General features: G+C 73.7%; 18 protein-coding genes. 12 read left to right on the plus strand and 6 right to left on the minus strand.

The features are described from left to right. Genes OG990_RS31375 through OG990_RS31385 form a run of 3 tightly spaced genes read right to left on the minus strand, consistent with a single transcriptional unit; the run spans position 1 to position 4,154 of the window. Positions 1-3,414, minus strand: coding sequence for an ATP-binding protein (locus OG990_RS31375; RefSeq protein ID WP_406078055.1), 3,414 nt, complete (start codon positions 3,412-3,414; stop codon positions 1-3). Positions 3,415-3,463: 49 nt separating this feature from the next. Then, entirely contained in the window at positions 3,464-3,826 is a 363-nt protein-coding gene (locus OG990_RS31380) for a hypothetical protein (protein ID WP_007466101.1), read from the minus strand. A gap of 13 nt (positions 3,827-3,839) precedes the next feature. Then, positions 3,840-4,154 carry a hypothetical protein gene (locus tag OG990_RS31385; RefSeq protein ID WP_053654780.1) on the minus strand — a complete coding sequence of 105 codons (315 nt, stop codon included), beginning with the start codon at positions 4,152-4,154 and terminating at the stop codon, positions 3,840-3,842. A gap of 358 nt (positions 4,155-4,512) precedes the next feature. Between OG990_RS31385 and folP the strand changes: the two genes are divergently transcribed. The 7 genes from folP (at position 4,513) to OG990_RS31420 (ending at position 9,194) form a co-directional block, all read left to right on the plus strand. Beyond that, positions 4,513-5,382, plus strand: coding sequence for a dihydropteroate synthase (folP, locus tag OG990_RS31390; RefSeq protein WP_328421228.1), 870 nt, complete (start codon positions 4,513-4,515; stop codon positions 5,380-5,382). Positions 5,383-5,494: 112 nt separating this feature from the next. Further along, positions 5,495-5,860 (plus strand): dihydroneopterin aldolase, encoded by a 366-nt coding sequence (gene folB / locus OG990_RS31395; protein ID WP_355601904.1) that lies wholly within the window; start codon positions 5,495-5,497, stop codon positions 5,858-5,860. Further along, positions 5,857-6,384 (plus strand): 2-amino-4-hydroxy-6-hydroxymethyldihydropteridine diphosphokinase, encoded by a 528-nt coding sequence (gene folK / locus OG990_RS31400; protein WP_355601903.1) that lies wholly within the window; start codon positions 5,857-5,859, stop codon positions 6,382-6,384. Before folB ends, folK begins: the two co-directional genes overlap by 4 nt. 19 nt (positions 6,385-6,403) lie before the next feature. Further along, positions 6,404-6,943 carry a DUF3180 domain-containing protein gene (locus tag OG990_RS31405; protein ID WP_406078057.1) on the plus strand — a complete coding sequence of 180 codons (540 nt, stop codon included), beginning with the start codon at positions 6,404-6,406 and terminating at the stop codon, positions 6,941-6,943. 120 nt (positions 6,944-7,063) lie between these two features. Then, positions 7,064-8,275: an ABC transporter permease gene (locus OG990_RS31410; protein ID WP_406078059.1), complete on the plus strand. Its 1,212-nt coding sequence runs from the start codon at positions 7,064-7,066 to the stop codon at positions 8,273-8,275. 53 nt (positions 8,276-8,328) lie between these two features. After that, complete coding sequence (locus tag OG990_RS31415) at positions 8,329-8,637, plus strand: hypothetical protein (RefSeq protein WP_328421218.1); 309 nt, start codon at positions 8,329-8,331, stop codon at positions 8,635-8,637. A 56-nt stretch (positions 8,638-8,693) separates the two neighbouring features. Continuing rightward, complete coding sequence (locus OG990_RS31420) at positions 8,694-9,194, plus strand: hypothetical protein (RefSeq protein ID WP_355601897.1); 501 nt, start codon at positions 8,694-8,696, stop codon at positions 9,192-9,194. Between the two features lie 89 nt (positions 9,195-9,283). On the opposite strand, the gene OG990_RS31425 is transcribed toward OG990_RS31420, so the two are convergent. Continuing rightward, the gene (locus OG990_RS31425) at positions 9,284-10,288 is read right to left on the minus strand and encodes an ABC transporter ATP-binding protein (protein ID WP_328421214.1); all 1,005 of its coding nucleotides are present in this window, start codon (positions 10,286-10,288) and stop codon (positions 9,284-9,286) included. Positions 10,289-10,290: 2 nt separating this feature from the next. Between OG990_RS31425 and OG990_RS31430 the strand changes: the two genes are divergently transcribed. From OG990_RS31430 to OG990_RS31445, 4 genes are all read left to right on the plus strand, one after another. Next, positions 10,291-10,977, plus strand: coding sequence for an ABC transporter permease (locus OG990_RS31430; protein ID WP_328421212.1), 687 nt, complete (start codon positions 10,291-10,293; stop codon positions 10,975-10,977). Continuing rightward, complete coding sequence (locus OG990_RS31435; RefSeq protein ID WP_355601894.1) at positions 10,974-11,711, plus strand: ABC transporter permease; 738 nt, start codon at positions 10,974-10,976, stop codon at positions 11,709-11,711. Before OG990_RS31430 ends, OG990_RS31435 begins: the two co-directional genes overlap by 4 nt. 226 nt (positions 11,712-11,937) lie before the next feature. Then, a complete protein-coding gene (locus OG990_RS31440; RefSeq protein WP_406078061.1) occupies positions 11,938-12,942 on the plus strand; it encodes a glycine betaine ABC transporter substrate-binding protein in 1,005 nt (334 codons plus the stop codon). Between the two features lie 111 nt (positions 12,943-13,053). Continuing rightward, on the plus strand, positions 13,054-14,760 hold the full coding sequence (locus OG990_RS31445; protein ID WP_406078062.1) for a hypothetical protein: 1,707 nt from the start codon (positions 13,054-13,056) through the stop codon (positions 14,758-14,760). A gap of 10 nt (positions 14,761-14,770) precedes the next feature. Here OG990_RS31445 and OG990_RS31450 read toward each other — a convergent pair whose 3' ends face one another. Continuing rightward, on the minus strand, positions 14,771-15,958 hold the full coding sequence (locus OG990_RS31450; RefSeq protein WP_406078063.1) for an NADH-quinone oxidoreductase subunit D: 1,188 nt from the start codon (positions 15,956-15,958) through the stop codon (positions 14,771-14,773). Further along, positions 15,955-17,289 carry an SAM-dependent methyltransferase gene (locus OG990_RS31455; protein ID WP_406078064.1) on the minus strand — a complete coding sequence of 445 codons (1,335 nt, stop codon included), beginning with the start codon at positions 17,287-17,289 and terminating at the stop codon, positions 15,955-15,957. The genes OG990_RS31450 and OG990_RS31455 overlap by 4 nt, the downstream gene beginning before the upstream one ends. Before the next feature lie 54 nt (positions 17,290-17,343). Between OG990_RS31455 and OG990_RS31460 the strand changes: the two genes are divergently transcribed. Further along, positions 17,344-18,630 carry a phytase gene (locus OG990_RS31460; RefSeq protein WP_406078065.1) on the plus strand — a complete coding sequence of 429 codons (1,287 nt, stop codon included), beginning with the start codon at positions 17,344-17,346 and terminating at the stop codon, positions 18,628-18,630. The last annotated feature ends 110 nt before the right edge of the window (positions 18,631-18,740 follow it).

The raw sequence follows: 18,740 nt of genomic DNA on the forward strand, positions 1-18,740 counted from the left end.
TCACGCCTCCAGATCCGGCAGGGGGATGCTCGGCAACACTCCGGCCGCCGCGGCGATCGCGGCGGGCGTCGTGTCGAGGTGGTCCAGCAGCCCTTCGACGTACGAGACGTCGACCCGGACCTTCTGTACCCGCCCGTCGACGTCCCGCATCACGAACTCGCGGAAGCCGAGCCGGTTGGACGAGCTGGTGTCGGCGGCGGAGAGCGAGGCCAGGGTGGCTTCGTACCCGTCGTTGACCGGCACCCGCAGCAGGCGTAGCGCTTCGGAGGCGATCTCGGCGTCCTCGGCGATCCGCCCGACGAAGACGGTGGAGACGAGGTTCTGGACGTCGAGGCCGAGGATGTCGCGCGGGTTCTGCGAGGCGACCAGCGCGGCCAGGTTCCACTTGCGGGAGTCCCGGGCGAGTCGGACCAGGAACGAACGCCCGGACCGCCAGCCCTCCATGAAGTGCGCCTCGTCCAGGCCGACCAGCTTGCGGGAGGACATCGACCCGCCGTAGCAGCGGCGGACGGCGAGCCGGTGCGCGGTGTGCAGCATCGGCAGGGCGAGCGACTCCTCGGCGGACCAGTACTCCCGTTCAATCTTGAGGTCGGGCAGCCGCAGCCCGGCCATGGTGATCACCGTGAGCGCCGCGTCGGCGCCGAGCAGCCCGTCCGGCGGCCGACCGAAGAAGAGCATGGCCAGCGGCATCTCGGCGGTGTCCAGCAGCAGGTTGGCCAGTTCCTTGCCGGCGTCGTCGTCGAGCCGCCCGAGGCAGCTCACCACGTCGTCCATGGTGGAGGTCTCCTCGGCGGGGACCTGGCGGACCGCGTGCCGGAAGAGGGTGGCGGTGGACGCCTCCCGGGCCACCTGAGGCGGCACGAGCATCATGCAGATGTCCTGGACCAGCATCCGCCGCTCGGCCCGCGCGTTGGAGACCGCGATCTCGAACTCCCGGTCGCCGGCGGCCCCGGCGCCGAACTCGCTGCGCAGCGGCGTCGGGATGAGCGAGTACGGCGCCAGGGTGCCGTGCTCCGAGCCGGTCAGGTTCAACACCCGGGAGTACGGCCGCAGCTCGGGCATGGCGCAGAGCCGGGCCAGCGGCCCGGACGGGTCGAGCAGGGTCACCTGGACGCCCCGCCGGGCGGCGAGATAACCGAGTGCGCCGAGCAGGGTCGACTTGCCACCACCCGGCTCGGCCACGAAGACCGCGAGCCCGGAGCGTTCCCGGACCTCCATGGGGAAGTGCAGGTCGAGGAAGACCGGGCGGCGGCAGGTGCCCGCGGTCCGGCCGATCAGGTCGCCCCGCCGGTCGCCCACGTTGGAGGCGGCCTGGGGGAGCGCGGCGGCGAGCAGCGGGACCGGCATCCGGCGGACGTAGCCGGTGTTGGCGATCGGCTCGCCGGGGATGAACTCGCGCGCCAGCCAGTCCTGGTTCTTCGGGTGTTGGAGCGAGATGCGCAGCTCCCGGGAGTAGAGCTGGATGAGCCGACGGGCCCGCTCCAGGCACTCCTCCCGGGTGCGGCCGCCGACTGCGATGCGGTGCCAGCCGTGCGCGCGGGCCGAGTCGACCGGCAGCCCGGTGGTCATCTCGTCGCCGATCACCAGCGCGCGCTTGGCGAGCCGCTCCAGCTCCGGCGGCGCGTCGATGCCGTGTTCGGCGTAGTCGAGCTGCTGGGAGCGGATCATGCGGAGCCGGTGTTCGAGATTGCGGAACGAGTCGTTGGAGCCGAGGATGTCGACCCGGGTGGAGATCTCCATCGGCCAGGGCAACCGCTCGTGGAAGTGCAGCCAGGGCTCGTGCCGTTCCGGGATCTCCAGGGGTTCCATCCGACCGACGGCGAGCACGGCCACGTGCCGTTCCTCGCCGGTCATCCGGTTGACCAGCTTCACCGTCGAGCCGTACGGGGTGCGGTAGCGCTCGACCTGTTCGGTCATGGCGAGCAGGTCGCCGCGCTCCCAGCGCCCGTCGGTCACTGGGGAGAGCCGGCCCGGCGGTGCCATGCACAGCGCCACCGAGCGGTAGAGCAGCCACTCCAGCTCCTGTGCGGTGACGCGTCGGCCGCGCATGCCGAACGCGCCGAGTACCTCGTCGAACTGCTCGACGGTGCGGCCCAGCTTGCGGCGTTCGCCGTCGGCGGTGCCGCGACCGAAGGTGCGTAGCAACCGTTCGGTGAGCGAGTCGCCGAGCGACCGGCGGGCGAAGGTGACGCCCAGGTAGGTCTGCCCCTCGGCGTGGTTGACCGCCATCAGGTGCCGCTGGGCGGCGACCAGGTGGTCGGCCCAGCCGGCGGTGCCGGGCACGTCGGGCAGCGGTGCCGAGGTGTGCGCGTCGATGGTCCGCGCCCACTCGTCGGCGGGGAACGGACGGGTGGTGCGGCGCAGGTGCAGCCGGAAGCCGGCCAGGCCGGCGTACTGCTCGGAGATCGCCGACAGCAGCGCCTCGCGTTCGGCGTCCGGCCGGAAGGCCCAGCGCACCTCGGGCAGCCAGTACCAGGCGGTGACGGTGTTCGGGGTGAAGGTCAGGTGGCCGGCGATCTCGGTGATGGCCAGCTCGACCGACGGGTCGCGGTCCCCGAACTTGATCTTCGGCGCGCGGACCCGGGTCGGCTGGGCAGGCCGGCTCGCAGCGCGCTGGCGGGGTGCGGCGATCTCCCGCCCGGTCGGCTCGGCACCGACCGGCGTGGGCAGGGCCGAGCCGGTCCGGGCGGCGCGGCGCGGCGCGCGCTCCAGGGCCGGCCGATCCGCCGGCCCGGCGCTGACCGACCCAGTCGGTGCTGGCGGCCGGTCCTCCGGCGCGGTGCTGGCCGGCGGCCAGGTCGCCGGACCGCTGGTCGACGACGCGGAGGTGCCCGCGGTAGCCGGGTTGGGCTCGGTCGGGGGGTGGAGCATCGGCAGCCGGTCGCCGGCCTGGTGCGGCACCCGGGACTCGATGGCGGGCTTGCCGGCCCCGCGCCGCGACTCGACGGGCCGCCCGCCGCTGGCGGGCTCGACAGGCCGCCCGCCGCTGGCGGGATCGTCGGGGGTCCACCGTGGTTCCGGTTCGGGTGCCCGATCCGGTACCCGCTGGGCCGGATGGGTCGGCGTGGCGGCGGGCGGCTGTTGCGGGATCGCCGGCTGCTCCCGGGTGGCCGGGCCGGCCGGCACGGCTCGCGCCGTGCCCGGCCGGGACGCGCCGAAGAGGTCCAGGAACGGGGAGTCGATGTCGGCGTTCTCGCCGGCCGACACCGCGCTGGGCTCGGCGGGCGGTGTCCGGCGGGGCACCGGCCGGGGGGCCTGGAAGACGCCGACCGCGCCGTGGCCGGGCGAGGTCACCAGCGCGGGATCGAGCGCCACCTCATCCTCGGATTCGGCGTAGTCAAATGACTGCGCACGGTGACCTCCCGGTACGGCCGGACGGCCGGCCGGGGGACCCGGCGTGGAAGAGCGACTCATGCGACCGCCTCACCCGCGTCGTGCGACGGACCGATCGGCGTACGCCCGGTCATGCCAGCTCCTCCCGGATCCTGATCCGGCTGCCGACCAGGCGCGGGTCGCGCTGCTCGATCGCCGGCTCCCGGGTACGTCGCCAGTCGGTCAGCGCGGTGCGGATGACAACCCGCGCCGGCCGATCCGGGTCGACGTGCCGGAAGATGAACGACGTGGTCACGATGGCGAGCGCGATCTCCCAGGCCGGGAAGAGCTCGACCGTCAGCGTGAACAGCCAGTGGATGAACATGTAGAGGGGGACGAGCAGCATGAAGAGCCCGTACTGGGCGTACGGCAGGTGGACCGGAAGGGTGTATCCGGGCGGCCCGAGGTAGACCAGGCGGGCCCGGTAGATGTCGTCGTCGGTGCGCAGCCGCATCTGGTGACCGCGCCTATTCGAAGATCAGGTCGATCAGGTAATCGCCGACGAAGAAGAGTGTGGCCGCGCCGGCGATGAAGGCCAGCCCGACGATGGCGATCGCGGAGCTGGTCAGCACCTTGGAGATCTCGCCCCGGCTGGCTCGGCCGATGAAGATGACGCCCAGGACGGCGAGCAGGATTGGCGCGATCTTGCTGGCGAAGAAGGTGACCACACCGTTGGTGTCGATCCCCTTCGGTGCCGGCTCGGCGAGTGGAGCCGACGCCAGGGTGGAGAGCGCGTGGGCGACGCCGGACGACGCCGTCTCCATGAGCTCGAAGGCGATCACTGGAACCTCCCCATATCGCGGCCGGCGGGTGCCGCGGCGGTGCAATAGGCAAGCCTGGCGGGAAATGTGCTCCGCAGGGCGCAGCGTTCTCGACCCTGCGTTCGTTACTCACCACGGAGAGTGGCGAGCTTTGGGCGGTTTTTCCCCGCTTCGGCCCTCCCTCCAGGCTTCGCCATCTCGATGCTGGCCGATTCCAAAGCGTACGGGCCGCCCCGGATTGCGACAAGCCGCGACGGGACTACCAGATACTGCCCGGACGACCGATCGTACACCTGTTCCAATCCGCACGTCAGGAGTGGTGGGGCGACGGCCGACCCGGGTCGGAGGGCACCGCCGCCGCGACCGGTACCGTCTAGCCGTGACCGATCTGGTACGGGCCCCGGGCCCGGTGGTGATGGGCGTCCTCAACGTCACGCCGGACTCCTTCTCCGACGGCGGACGGTACGCCGACCTCGATGCGGCCGTCGGACATGGCGTCCGTCTGCGCGACGCAGGGGCGCACCTGGTCGACGTCGGCGGCGAGTCGACCCGCCCGGGCGCGGAGCGGATCGACGCCGGGACCGAGGCCGACCGGGTGCTACCGGTCATCCGCGAGCTGACCGCCGCAGGCGTGCGGGTCAGCATCGACACCAGCCGGGCCCGGGTGGCCGAGGCCGCGCTGGGCGCTGGCGCGGCGGTGGTCAACGATGTCTCCGGTGGGCTGGCCGACCCGAACATGGCCCGGGTGGTCCGCGACGCCGGCTGCCCCTGGGTGCTGATGCACTGGCGTGGCCACTCTCGGCAGATGCGCGAGCTGGCCAGCTACACCGACGTGGTGGCCGACGTCCGGGCCGAACTGGCCCAGCGGGTCGACGCGGCGCTGGCCGCCGGGGTGGCCGCCGACCGCATCGTCATCGACCCCGGCCTCGGCTTCGCCAAGACCGCCGCGCACAACTGGGAGCTCAGCGCCCGTCTGCCGGAGTTGCTGGATCTCGGGTACCCGCTGCTCTTCGGCGCCAGCCGCAAGTCCTACCTGGGCCGGCTGCTCGCCGCCCCGGACGACACGCCGCGACCCACCGCGCAGCGGGAGGCGGCCACCGTCGCCACCAGCGTGCTGGCGGTCGCGGCGGGCGCCTGGGGGGTACGCGTGCACGACGTGCGGGCCACCGCCGACGCGCTCGCCGTCTGGGCCGCTACCGGACGCCCGCACCTGGCCACCACGCGGGTCGGTCACGGGCGGCCCGAATGACCGGCCCACGTCGGGCGCGCCGGCGCACTGCCGGACGCGCCGGCCCACGTCAGGCACCCCCGACAGGCGCAGGACCGATCGGTCGGGTGGCCGGTCGGCGAGAGAGGAAGCGATGACCGACCGGATTCAGCTGACCGGCCTGCGGGCCCGCGGCCGGCACGGGGTGTACGACTTCGAACGTGTCCAGGGGCAGGACTTCGTGGTCGACGCGATCCTCGAGTTGGACCTCGCCCCGGCCGCCGCCAGCGACGACGTCACCGCCACCGTCCACTACGGCGAGTTGGCCGAACGCCTGGTCGCGGTGGTGACCGGTGAGCCGGTGAACCTGATCGAGACCCTCGCGGACCGGCTGCTCGCGGTCTGCCTGGCCGACGAGCGGGTCGCCACCGCCACGATCACGGTGCACAAGCCGGAGGCGCCGGTGCCGCACACCTTCACCGACGTGGCCGTCACCATGACGCGGGCGCGTGCCCGGTGACCCGGGCCGTGCTCTCGCTCGGCAGCAACCTGGGCGACCGGCTGGGCCATCTCCGGACGGCCGTCGCGACGCTCGGCGACGCCGTGCTGGTGCTCTCCGGCGTGTACGAGACTCCACCGTGGGGGGACGAGGATCAGCCCGCGTACCTCAACGCGGTGCTGCTGGCCCAGGACGACGCCGCCGCCCCGCGCGACTGGCTGGAGCGGGCCCGGGCCGCGGAGCGCGCGGCTGGCCGGGTCCGTGACCCACAGCGGCGGTTCGGGCCGCGCACCCTCGACGTGGACGTGATCGCGGTCTGGGGCGACGACGACGAGCCGGTGCTCAGCGACGACCCCGAGCTGACCCTGCCACACCCCCGGGCACACCTGCGCGCCTTCGTGCTGCGACCGTGGATCGACATCCAGCCGTACGGACGGCTGCCCGGGCACGGCTGGCTGACCGACCTGCTCACCGCCGGCCCCGCGGCGGAGGACGCGCTGGATCTGCGTCCCCGGCCGGAGTTGGCGTTAGAGTCGACGGCATGACCGAGCGGAGCCGGCCGGCATGACGCAGGCGAAGTCCCCACCACCGGGCGGGCCGGGCCCGGACCGGTCGCGGATCGGCCCCACCCGGATCTCCACCCTGGTCGTGGCCGCCCTGGCCGCGGCTGCGGTGGCCTGGCTGCTGATCAGCACCCTCTACTACAGCGGCATCCCCCGGCTGCCCTGGCTGCCGGTGGTGACACTGGCCGGGCTCGCCATGCTGGAGGGGTACGCCGCAATCAACACCCGAGGTCGGATCGAGCGCAAGCCCGGCCGGGAGCCGGTCAACCCGCTGCTGGTGGCCCGGTTCGTGGTGCTGGCCAAGGCGTCGGCGCTGGCCGCGGCCATCTTCGCCGGCTTCTACGCCGGGCTCACCGGCTGGCTCTTCGTCGAGACCACTCAGGCTGCCGTGGAGGATCGGCCGGCCGCCGGAGGTGGCCTGCTCGCCTCGCTGGCGCTGGTCGGTGCCGCGCTCTGGCTGGAGCGCTCCTGCCGGGTGCCGGAGCGCCCGGACGACGAGCGCGACCCCGACCAGCGGGAGAGCCGCCCCGGCCAGCGCTGAGCAGAGGGGTTACGCCCGGCTCCGGGCGCGGGTACGGTGCCTGCGACCGGAGAGCAACGGCCGCCCCCGGTCCGTCCGCGCGCCGGACCAGGGAGGGCCGGCCAGCGGGGAGGCGGCGTCATGACGTACGAAGAAACGGGCCGGGACCGGTCGGTGGAGCCCTCATCCGGGGTCCCCGCCACCGTTCTGGAGAACGTCTTCGACGACCCCACTCACGGTGAGCCCGGTCGGGACCGGGTGGGCGTGCACGTGGTCTGGGAGATCCTGCTGCTGGCCGCTCTCGCCGCCCTGGGCTGGCTGCTCTGGCGGGCCGACCCGGCGGCGCTGCGCGGCGCTGGCCTGCGCACGCTGCTGGTCGACGCGGTCGGGCTGGGGCTGCTCGCCCTCGCCGCCGGGCTGAGCCTGCGTACCGCCGCCCCGAACCTGGCGGTCGGGCCGATCGCGCTCGCCGCCGCACTGCACTACGCGGAGCAGGGCGACCAGGGCCTGCGCGACTCCCTCGGCCCGGCCATCGCGGTCGCCGCGCTGGGCGGGCTGGCGCTGGCGCTGGCCGTGGTGGTGCTGCACGTGCCGGGCTGGGCGGCCAGCCTGGCCGGCGCGGCCGGCGTGATGGTGTTCATCGAACGCCGGTCGGCGCCCGTGCTGGTGCAGGGCGACTACGACCCGGGGCGTACCGCCGGCTACCTCTTCGCCGGGTTCGCCGCGGTGGCGATCCTCGGCGGGCTGTTCGGGGGGATCCGGGCGATCCGTCGGCTGGTCGGCCGGAACCGGCCGGTCGCCGATCCGGCCCGTCGCCGGGGTGCGGTGGCCGCCGTGGTCACCGCGGTCGCGCTGGTCGGCTCCACGGTGCTGGCCGCGCTCGCCGGCGTGCTGCTCGCCGCCAACGGCCCCGGGTCGGTCACGCCCGCCCCCGGGCTGGACTGGACCGTGCTGGCGATCGGGATGGCCCTGCTGGGCGGCACCAGCGCGTTCGGCCGCCGGGGCGGGGTGTTCGGGACCCTGCTGGCGGTTGGCCTGGTCACGACCTTCCAGGCGTACGCGCGGGCGCGCGACTGGACGGTGGACGTCTGGACGGTCGGCGGCGTGGCGATCGGCGTCGGGCTGCTGGTCACCCGGCTGGTCGAGACGTTCGGGCGGCCCCGGCCGGGCAGCACCGACAGGCCGGAGCCGGTCGGTGACGGCACGATCAGCACGGGCTGGAACGTGCCGCTGTCGCAGCCGGTCGACAACTGGCCCCCCACGCTGCCGACGCCGGCTGCGCCCCAACAGGCCGACCCGTGGCGGGACCCGCGCTGGGAGGACAGCCCGCGCCGGTGGGACGATGGCCGGTGAGCCGTGCCGCGTCCGCCGAGCCGGAGCTGATCTCGACGGTTAGGCTCGGCGGCATGACCGACACACCTGCCGCCACCCCCGGCGGATCCTCGTTCGAGGAGCTCGACGCGCTGTCCACCGAGGAGTTGCGGGAGCGGGCGTTCGCCCGGGCCCGGGAGCACCGCGACGTGGGGTTCTTCTGGTCGGTGCTGCGGCACCTGCCGAACGCGGACGAGGCGACGGTCCTGGACGGCGCGCCGAACTCGATCGGCCCGACCATCGACGAGGCCTCCGCGCTGTGGCGGGAGCTGACCGGTCATGGCTATGAGGAGTCGGCACCACTGCTGCGGGCCGCCTTCATCGACTACCTGCAGAAGCACTGAGCCGGTCGGGGCAGCCCAGGTCCGCCCGGCCGGCTGGCTCGGGCCCTGGGCGGATCATGGCACTCTTCCACCGCTCCGGCCCGGTCAGCCGCTACGGGACGGCCGCCGGCACCGGGGCGCTCGCCGTGCTGCTGCTGGTCGGCATCGGCGGCAGCCCGGCGTACACCGGGTGGGCCGGCACCCAGACCGACCCGGAGTCGGGCGTCGCCTACTACCTGCGAGTGCTCGCCTGGCCGGCCTGGCGGCTGGACGCGGACGGCCAGGCCGGCGGGTTGTTCGCCGCCGACCTGCGGGCCGTGCTGCTGGTGGTCCTCGCGGTGGCCCTGCTGTACCTGCTGCCCGCCGCCCAGGTGGCCCGGGTGCCCGGTCCGGTCAGCCAGTTCTTCTCCGGCTGGGCCGCGTACGTGCTGGCCGGTGGGCTCGCCGCCGTGCTGGCGGCGCTGCTCGGCCCGGACCCGTCGCTGTTGGGGGCGTTGCAGGACGCCAGCGCCGGCGCCGGCTACGGCTTCCTCTCCGGCTGGATCATCGGCACTGCCAGCCTCGGCGGCCGGGCGTGACCCGACTGGCTGTGCTGGCCTGATCCGACCGGGGCGCTCGGACGGACACCGGCGGGGCCGCCCGTTCGAACGGTCGGGTCGGCGCCCGGTCAGCCCGTCGAGCGGCCGAGGTCGAGGAGACGCTGTCGGCTGAGCGCGCCCACCGGTCGGCCGTCGTCGGTCACCAGGAGCCGGTCCCGTCCCGAGGTGAGCAGCACCGCCAGCGCGTCGTACGCGGAGCCGTCCAGCGGCACGGTCGGCAGGTCCGCCGGGGCGTCGCCGGGCACCGGGTCCAGCGACTCCCGGTCGAGTGGGGTGACCGCCAACCGGCGGATGCCCCGGTCGGCCCCGACGAACTCGCGTACGAACGGGGTGGCGGGCTCGCCGAGCAGGGCCGCCGGCGTGTCGTACTGCTCCAGGTGCCCGCCCTCGGAGAGCACGGCGATCCGGTCGCCGAGCCGGACCGCCTCGTCGAGGTCGTGGGTGACCAGCACGATCGTCTTGCGGACCTCGGCCTGGAGGCGGAGGAACTCCTCCTGGAGGCGGGCCCGGACGATCGGGTCGACGGCCGAGAACGGCTCGTCCATCAGCAGCACCACCGGGTCGGCGGCGAGCGCACGGGCCACCCCGACCCGCTGCCGCTGGCCACCCGACAGCTCGTGCGGATAGCGGCGACCGAACTGGGCCGGGTCCAGCCCGACCAGGTCGAGCAGCTCCTCGACGCGGGCCCGGGTCCGGTCCCGCGACCAGCCGAGCAGCCCGGGAACGGTGGCCACGTTCGCCCGGACCGTCTGATGTGGAAAGAGCCCGACGTTCTGGATCACGTAGCCGATCCGACGGCGCAGCCGCACCGGGTCGACGTCGGTGACGTCCTCGTCGCCGAGCATGATCCGGCCGGCGGTCGGTTCGATCAGTCGGTTGATCATGCGGAGCACGGTCGACTTGCCGCAGCCGGACGGTCCGATCAACACCACCAGCTCGCCGGCTTTGACCTCCAGGCTCAGCTCCCGGACGGCTTCGGTGCCGTTCGGGTAGCGCTTCTGGATGCCCTGCAGGGAGATCGACGCCGCGCGAGGGGACTCGGCCAGGCCGGCGGCCTCCGGGGTAACGTCCACGTATGTCCTTCCGCCTGAGCTACCGGGCCGACCCGGGTAACCCCTGGTTCTCCTGGCAGTACGTGCGGGACAACTCTGACACGATCCTCGCCGCGGTGCGTGAACACGCCTCCCTCACCGGGCGGGCGGTGCTGATCGCGGTGCTGATCGCCCTGCCGTTGTCCGTGGTCGCCTACTGGTTCCGCCCGCTGGCCGGTCCGATCCTCGGCATCACCGGTGTGATCTACACCATCCCGTCGCTGGCGCTGTTCGCGTTCATCGCGCCCTACCTGGGCACCGGCGCCACCACCGTGCTGGTCGGGTTGGTCCTGTACGCGCTGCTGCTGATCGTGCGCAACGTGGTGGCCGGGCTCAACCAGGTGCCGCCGGAGGTCCGCGAGGCCGCGGAGGGCATGGGCTACGGCCGGTGGGGGCGACTGTTCCGGATCGACCTGCCGCTGGCGATCCCGGGAATCCTGACCGGGCTGCGACTGGCCACCGTGTCGACGGTCGCGCTGGTCACCGTGGGGGTGCTGGTCGGGCACGGCGGGCTCGGGCAGTTGATCTTCGCAGGCTTCCAGAACAACCTCTACAAGGCCGAGATCATGACCGGCACAGTGCTCTGTGTGGCGCTCGCGGTGCTGCTGGATCTGCTGCTGGTCCTGGTGGCCCGGCTGGTCACCCCGTGGTCCGTCCGGGGCGCGCGGTGAGCGCCGCCGCGAACCCGGTGCACCAGGCGGTGCTCTGGCTCAACGACCCACTGAACTGGACCAACCCCGGCGGCATCCTGGACCGGCTCGGCGAGCACCTGGCGATCTCGGCTGCGGCGGTGGCGCTCGGCTGTCTGGTGGCCTGGCCGCTCGGGCTCTGGCTGGGGCACACCGGGCGGGGCGGCGGCCTGGTGGTGCTGGTGTCCAACGCCACCCTGGCCATCCCGACCCTGGCGCTGTTGACCATCCTGCCGCTGACCTTCCTCGGCTTCGGCCGTACGCCGGTGGTGGTGGCCCTGGCCGTCTTCGCCGTACCGCCGCTGCTGGCCAACGCCTACACCGGCGTACGTCAGGCGGACCCGGAGGCCCGCGACGCGGCGCGCGGGATGGGCCTGTCGGGCGGGCAGTTGCTGCGTCGGGTGGAGTTGCCGCTCGCGGTGCCCTACCTGGCCGCCGGCTTCCGGACCGCCGCCGTGCAGGTGATCGCCACCACAGCGTTGGCCTCGTTCGTCAACGGCGGCGGTCTCGGCGAGATCATCCGCACCGGCTTCGGCCTGAGCATCGCGGCCGGCGGGGGTCAGATCGTGGCCGGCGGTGTACTGGTGGCCGGGCTCGCGCTGCTGGCCGAAGTGATCCTGGGCGGCGTCGAACGGCTGGTCACCCCCCGTCCGCTACGGCGCGGTCAGCAGCGCGCCGGGCGGCCCCGACCCGCCGACGCCACCGGCAGCGCCTGACCCACCCGGGCCCGTTCGGCGGGTTACCCGTCCGGGTGAGCGGTCGCCGAGCCGGCGACCGGCGGCGGGCCGGCCGGTGACGATGCGGTGACGAAGCCCTCCCCAAGTTGTCGGTCGGTTGCGGACCATGTTGGGTGGATATTCGCGGGCGACCGACAGCCAGGATCGCCCGTCGGACACGCGGCCGGCCCGGGACGGGTCGCGCCGGGACACGGAAGGCGGGCACATGCGCGCAAAAACACGTCTGGCGATCGGCGCGATCGGCGTCATCGCCGCGGCAGGGCTTCTGACCGGGTGCGGTGACGCCGGCTCGTCCGGCACCGACGCGCCGCAGGCGGGTGCCTCCGGGGCCGGGTGCGCCCCGGTCGCCGGCCAGCAGCTCATCGCTCTGCAGGACGACAAGAAGCTCCAGAACTCCGATAACGTCATTCCCGCGGTCAACAGCAAGGTGGCCAACCCGCAGCTGATCGCGGCGCTGGACAAGGTCTCCGCCGCGCTCGACACGCCGAAGTTGGTCCTGCTCAACAAGGCCGTCGACACCGATCGCAAGACCCCCAAGGTGGCAGCCGAGGAGTTCGCCACCGCGAACAACCTCACTGCGGGCATCGCCAAGGGGCCGGGCGGCGACATCGTCGTCGGCGCCGGCAACTTCAGCGAGAGCCAGACGTTGGCCGAGCTGTACCGGATCGCACTCACCGCCGCCGGCTACCAGGTCAAGGTTCAGCAGATCGGCAACCGGGAGCTCTACGAGCCGGCACTGGAGAAGGGCGAGATCCAGGTCGTCCCGGAGTACGCCGCGACCATGGCCGAGTTCCTCAACACCAAGGCCAACGGCGCCAACCCCCCGCCGGTCTCCTCGCCCGACATCAACAACACGGTGGCCGCGCTCAAGACCGAAGGCGACAAGGCGGGCATCACCTTCGGTGCCCCTGCCGCCGCTCAGGACCAGAACGCCTTCGCGGTGACCCAGGCCTTCGCCGACAAGTACGGCGTGCGGACCCTCTCCGAGTTGGCGGCGAAGTGCTCCGGCAACGCGACCGTGCTGGGTGGCCCGCCGGAGTGCCAGCAGCGTCCGTTCTGCAAGCCGGGCCTGGAGAAGACGTACGGGCTGTCGGTGGGCTCGTTCTCCTCGCTGGACCAGGGCGGGCCGCTGACCAAGAACGGGCTGCGCACCGGTGCCATCAGCGTCGGCCTGATCTTCTCCTCGGACAGCGCCTTCGCCACCAGTTGAGCCACCGCGTGGCGTGCTGACGACGCCCCCGCCCCCACCCGGGGCCGGGGGCGTCCGCGGGTTCCGGGGACCCGTTCCCTCAGGTGGGGATCGTCGGTAGGCTGCACAGCCATGCCAGCCCCGGTCACCCCCGACGCCCGGCGTCAATCGCCGCTGCTGACCATGCTCTTCTGGGCCGGTGTGGCCCTCGCCCCGGTGGCGGCGCTGATCCTGTTGGTCGCCGACGGCAACGGGCCGCTGCGCTTCGCGGCGGTGCTCGCCATCCTGGCGGTGGTGCTGATCGGCCTCTCCATCGCGCTGCGGACCGATGGGGAGGGTGCCTCGGCGCGGGCCGACGAGCTGCTGGACGAGATCGAGGAGCTTCGCCGGGAGTTGCGCACCGAGATCGTGGCTGCCGCGCAGCGCGGCAACCAGGCGCTCGACCAGGCGCAGCGGGCACAGGAGGGGGTCGCCGCGGTCCGCCGCCGCCTTGACGCGAGCGGCGCCGCCCTCGCCGGTGCCACCCCCTCCGTCGACCCGGCGGGTGCCGGCCGGGCACGGGTGCCAGCCGCCGAGCCGGTGGACGCCGCTCCGGTCGCCCGCAGCCGGGTGCCGGTGCCCGGCGACGCCCCGGCCGGTCGGGGCCGGGTGCCAGGTCCGGAGGACGCCACCCCCCGGTGGAGCCGTCCCGAGCGCGCCGACGATGACGAGCCGGCGTACCCGCGGTCGGCCGCCGACGCCAGCGCCGAGCCGCCGGCCAGCGGCGGGCTGTACGGTGCCGAGCCGCCGACAGCCGGCGGGGTGTACGGCGCGCAGCGGCCAGCCGGCGCCGGGTACGGGTCGGCTCCTCGCCCTCGTGAGCAGGACCGCCCCGAGCCGGCGCACCGGCCGCACGGCGTGGTCCGGCACACCGAGACCGTGCACGTGACCACCCGGCACACCGTGGTGGACGGCGGTCCGGCCGAGCCGGGAGCGCCGTACGGCGGCGGATACGCCGGCCAGTGGACCCCGCCGGCACGGGAGTGGGCCCGGGGCGGCGGCGCGGAGGAGCCTTCCCGGCCGGCTGACCGCTCGTGGGGTGAGCCCGAGGAACGCCCCCGGTCCGGCTACGACGACCGTGCCCGCCCCGCCGACGATCGCCGCTCCGGCGACGACCGGCCCTGGGCCGCGCAGGCCGCGACCCGGGGTGAGCCCGGCTGGGGCGCCCGACCCGAGCGCGCGCCCGAGCGGCAGCACCCGGGTTCCTGGCCGAACCCGGACGACCACCACGACGACCGCGGCTGGTCGGAGCAGCGTGAGCCGGACCGGACGGCAGCGCCGCAGCCCGGGCCGGCCCTGCGAGCGGACGACACCGGCGAGTACTGGTCGCAGCTGCGTACCGGCGACCGGTGGGCGGCCGTCCGCGACGACGAGCACGGCCGTGAGCTGCGGGTCGGTGAGCGCCGGGCCGAAATGCACGCGGACGCCACCGGCACCGAGTACCAGGTGGCCGACCGATGGGCCACCGTCCGCCACGAGGAGCCCCGCCGGTACGAGGACGCCCGCCGGTACGAGGACGCGCGTGGCTACGACGAGCGCGAGTCGTACCAACGGGACGAGCCGGCGCGCCGGCACGACCGCGACGGCGGCTGGCGGGCCGAACCGGAGGACCGGCCAGCGCTGCCGGTCGGCGGCGTGCCGGTGCCGGACGAGTGGCGCCCCCCGCGCCAGCGCGGCCACCAGGCGGAACCCGCACCCGAGCGGGCCGGCCGGCGCCGCGTCGAGGAGCAGTACGGCTACCCGCCGCAGGACGATGCGCCGCGCGCCGGCGGCGCCCCGCCCACCGACCGCTGGCGCTGACCCGGTCAGGTCACTTGTCGATGTCCCCGACCACGAAGAACATCGAGCCGAGGATGGCGATCAGGTCCGGCACCAGGCAGCCGGGGAGCAGGGTGGCCAGCGCCTGCACGTTGGCGTACGACGCGGTGCGCAGCTTCAGCCGCCACGGCGTCTTCTCGCCACGGGAGACCAGGTAGTAGCCGTTGATGCCGAGCGGGTTCTCGGTCCAGGCGTAGGTGTGCCCCTCCGGCGCCTTGAGCACCTTCGGCAACCGGGTGTTGATCGGCCCGGTCAGCCGATCCACCCGGTCCAGGCACTGCTCGGCGAGGTCCAGCGACGCGTACACCTGGTCGAGCAGCACCTCGAAGCGGGCGTGGCAGTCGCCGGCGGTCTTCGTCACCACCGGCACGTCCAGCTCGTCGTAGGCCAGGTAGGGGTCGTCGCGCCGCAGGTCCAGGTCGAGCCCCGAGGCCCGGGCCACCGGCCCGGACGCGCCGAACGCGGCGGCGTCGGCGGCGGAGAGCACGCCCACCCCCACGGTCCGGGCCAGGAAGATGTCGTTGCGCCGGATCAGGTGGTCCAGGTCGGGCAACCGCCGGCGTACCTCGCCGATCGCCGCGCGGGCCCGTCCGGTCCAGCCGTACGGCACCTCTTCCTTGAGCCCGCCCACCCGGTTGAACATGTAGTGGATCCGGCCGCCGGAGACCTCCTCCATCACCGCCTGGATGGTCTCCCGTTCCCGGAAGGCGTAGAACATCGGCGTGATCGCGCCGATCTCCAGCGGGTAGGAGCCGAGGAACATCAGGTGGTTGAGCACCCTGTTCAGCTCGGCCAGCGCCATCCGCAGCCAGGTGGCCCGCTCCGGCACCTCCATGCCCATCAGCCGCTCCACCGCGAGCACCACACCCAGCTCGTTGGAGAACGCGGACAGCCAGTCGTGCCGGTTGGCCAGCACGATGATCTGCCGGTAGTCGCGCACCTCGAAGAGCTTCTCCGCGCCCCGGTGCATGTAGCCGACGATCGGTTCGCAGGCGACCACCCGCTCACCGTCGAGCACCAGCTTCAGGCGCAGCACGCCGTGCGTGGAGGGGTGCTGTGGGCCGATGTTCAGCACCATGTCGGTGCCGAGCTGCTCACCGCCGGTGTCGGCGACCAGGCCGGCCCCGGTGCCGACGGTCAGTTCACGGAGGTCCCCGGCGTCGGTGCTCATGCCCGTCATCGTGCCACGGCCGGCCCGAGCGGGATGCCGACCGGTTGGCGCAGCCACCAGTGCCCGCCGAGCCCGGCCGGGTCGGTCAGCTCGGCCACCGCCGACGCGGCGGCCAGTGCCCGCACGTACCCCGCCGGGTCGGTGCCGGCCAGGCTCAGCGGCGGTCGGCCGCCGTCGGCCCCGAGCGCCCGCAGCGCCTCCCGCTGCGAGACCAGGGAGTACGCACACCGGGCGACCGCTGCGCCGGCGGAGGCGACCGAGTCCATGGCCACGTGCGCGGTCACGTCAGCCGACCCGTCCGGCACCGGAGGCACCTGCCGCCCACCCCGGTACCCGGTCAGCGTCCCGTCCACCGGCCGCCCGTCCCGCAGGTGCCCATAGTCCACGGCCACGGCCATCCCTCGCTCGATCCTGCTTATCGCGTCCGCCCATGCTGCGTCCCTTGCCCGCCCGATCTCGGCTCGTGTGTGGTCGCTGTGGGGGGTTTCCGGGCAGCCCGGCCGGCTCCGGGCGGTCAGGCTTGATCCCTGCGCCGGCCGGGCTGCCCGGAAACCCGACCCGCTTCCGCTGGTCGTGTCAGTCGAGGTCACCGCAGGATTCAGGTCACGGTCCGCACCAGGCAGGCTCGTGGGCCTTGGCCACCATGTCGTCAACCAGTCGAGATCATCAGGGCTGACGAGTTCCCCAATGGTCTCCGCGCCACTGTCGGGATCGACCAGCAGGTACCGCCAGTCATGTCCGGTGTGCACCGCCACGTCCAACGGAACGTTGTCCAACCACTCGGTTGCCAGCAGCACCCCGTTGATGCCAGCAGGAATCGCAGACACCCACTCGATCTCCTCAGGCAGGTGCTCGGGGCGAGGTGCCAGCTCAACCGCCGTGAACCGCACCCGTTCCGCCAGCGACGGACGGACGGCGCCCGACCACGGCACATCGCGTGACGGCCGGGCGGCGGCCGTGGCGGTCAGGGTTTCCGGGGAGCCCGCCCGCGGAGGGATCAAGCCTGACCGCCCGGAGCGGGTGGGCTCCCCGGAAACCCCCACCGCGAGCCCGGCGGCGGTCTCGGATGCGGCGAACCCGGCGGCGTCTTCGGATGAGACGAGCCTGAGCAGGGTAAGGAGCAGCTCCCCTCGCCCAGCGCCGACGTCGACCACGGAGAGGCGGGAAGGGTGGCCGAGGGCCGTGTCCACCTCGGAGATCAGGCGCAGCAGTGCGCTGGCGAACGCCGGGGAGGCGTGCACGCTGGTCCGGAAGTGGTCGGCCGGCCCGGCGCCGGCCACGAAGAAGCCGCCCGGCCCGTAGAGCGCCCGGCTCATCGCGTCACGCCAGGGAATCGACATCAGTTCATTCCGTGTTCAGGGTGCGTCACCGTGCCGACCCTACGGTCACCGGGTATGAGACGACTCGTGATCCTCGCGCTGGCGGTCGTACCGCTGCTGCTGGCCGGCGCTCCCGCGACCGCCGCGCCGCGCCCCGCAGGGACCGACACTCCGCGCCCGGTCCGCGCGGTGGTCGAGACCCCCTCCCTCTTTGACGACGCGGCCGGCGGGGACGCCGACGCGGACGATCCGGCGATCTGGGTCAACCCGACCGACCGGGCCGGCAGCCTGGTCATCGCCACCGCGAAGAACGGCGGTCTGCGGGTGTACGACCTGCGGGCCCGCGAACGACAGGTGATCGCCACCCCACCGGCACCCGGACCGGAGGACGAGGCGGGCCGGTTCAACAACGTCGACCTGGTCGGCGGGTTCCGGCTGGCCGGCCGGCGCGCGGACCTGGCCGTGGTCACCGACCGGGGGCGTGACCACCTGCGCTTCTACCGGATCGACCCGCGCACCCGGCTGCTGACCGACGTCACCGCGCCGGACGTGCCGTTCGCGTTCAACGCCGACCAGGCCGGGGTCAACGAGCAGCGCACCGCGTACGGGCTGGGCACGTACACCGACACCGACGGCAGCGTGTACGCCGTGGTGAGCCGGCGCAGCACCCCGGAGGTGGGGGTGTTCCGGCTGGTGGAGCGGGCCGGGAAGGTGAGCTACCGGCGGGTGGACCGGCTGACTCTGCCCAGCACGTTCACCCTGCCCGACGGCACCGCGTGGTCGCCGTGCACCGACCCGGGTGACGGCCCGCAGGTGGAGGGGACGGTGGTGGACCCGGACAGCGGGGTGGTGCACCTGGCCCAGGAGAAGGTCGGGCTGTGGCGGACCCGACTGGTTCACGGCCGGTTCGTGGGCGCGCCGGTGTCGGTGGAGCGGGTCCGCGAGTACGGCGTGCCGGCGGCGTACGACGCCGAGGAGGAGGACTGCGTGACCGACTACGCGGCCGATCCCGGTTTCGGCGGCCGGATCGCCCAGGACGTGGAGGGGCTGACCATCTACCCCACCGGGCGTTCCACCGGCACCCTGCTCGTGTCCAGCCAGGGCGACGACACCTTCTACACCTACGACCGGCGCACCGATCGGCCGACGGGCCGGTTCGCGGTGGTCGACGGCCGGGTCGACGGGTCGCAGGAGTGTGACGGCGCGGCCGTGGTCTCCACCCCGTTGCCCGGTTACCCGGGTGGTCTGCTGGTGGTGCACGACGGCCGGAACACCCCGGAGACCCCGGGTGAGGACGGCGAGGCCCGTCCGGACACCGACTTCAAGTTCCTCGACGCCGGATTCCTCCGCCCCCGGCACTGACCGTCGCGGTGGCCCCCGGAAACGTCCGGGGGCCACCGCGCCGATCCCGCCCGGCGGGGTCGTGAAGGTTTTCACACATGCTTGTCCCGGTTCCGTGCCCCGGGCGCATA

Origin of the sequence: Micromonospora sp. NBC_00858 (assembly GCF_045207365.1) — a bacterium.
Lineage (GTDB): Bacteria > Actinomycetota > Actinomycetes > Mycobacteriales > Micromonosporaceae > Micromonospora.

Bases quoted from the DNA above. Each gene is read 5' to 3' on its own strand.
- OG990_RS31460 (WP_406078065.1), top strand. From the start codon at position 17,344: ATGAGACGACTCGTGATCCTCGCGCTGGCGGTCGTACCGCTGCTGCTG.
- OG990_RS31455 (WP_406078064.1), bottom strand. From the start codon at position 17,289: ATGTCGATTCCCTGGCGTGACGCGATGAGCCGGGCGCTCTACGGGCCG.
- OG990_RS31410 (WP_406078059.1), top strand. From the start codon at position 7,064: ATGACGTACGAAGAAACGGGCCGGGACCGGTCGGTGGAGCCCTCATCC.
- OG990_RS31450 (WP_406078063.1), bottom strand. From the start codon at position 15,958: ATGACGGGCATGAGCACCGACGCCGGGGACCTCCGTGAACTGACCGTC.
- OG990_RS31405 (WP_406078057.1), top strand. From the start codon at position 6,404: ATGACGCAGGCGAAGTCCCCACCACCGGGCGGGCCGGGCCCGGACCGG.
- folB (WP_355601904.1), top strand. From the start codon at position 5,495: ATGACCGACCGGATTCAGCTGACCGGCCTGCGGGCCCGCGGCCGGCAC.
- OG990_RS31375 (WP_406078055.1), bottom strand. From the start codon at position 3,414: ATGAGTCGCTCTTCCACGCCGGGTCCCCCGGCCGGCCGTCCGGCCGTA.
- OG990_RS31440 (WP_406078061.1), top strand. From the start codon at position 11,938: ATGCGCGCAAAAACACGTCTGGCGATCGGCGCGATCGGCGTCATCGCC.
- OG990_RS31420 (WP_355601897.1), top strand. From the start codon at position 8,694: ATGGCACTCTTCCACCGCTCCGGCCCGGTCAGCCGCTACGGGACGGCC.
- OG990_RS31430 (WP_328421212.1), top strand. From the start codon at position 10,291: ATGTCCTTCCGCCTGAGCTACCGGGCCGACCCGGGTAACCCCTGGTTC.
- OG990_RS31380 (WP_007466101.1), bottom strand. From the start codon at position 3,826: ATGCGGCTGCGCACCGACGACGACATCTACCGGGCCCGCCTGGTCTAC.
- OG990_RS31415 (WP_328421218.1), top strand. From the start codon at position 8,329: ATGACCGACACACCTGCCGCCACCCCCGGCGGATCCTCGTTCGAGGAG.
- OG990_RS31445 (WP_406078062.1), top strand. From the start codon at position 13,054: ATGCCAGCCCCGGTCACCCCCGACGCCCGGCGTCAATCGCCGCTGCTG.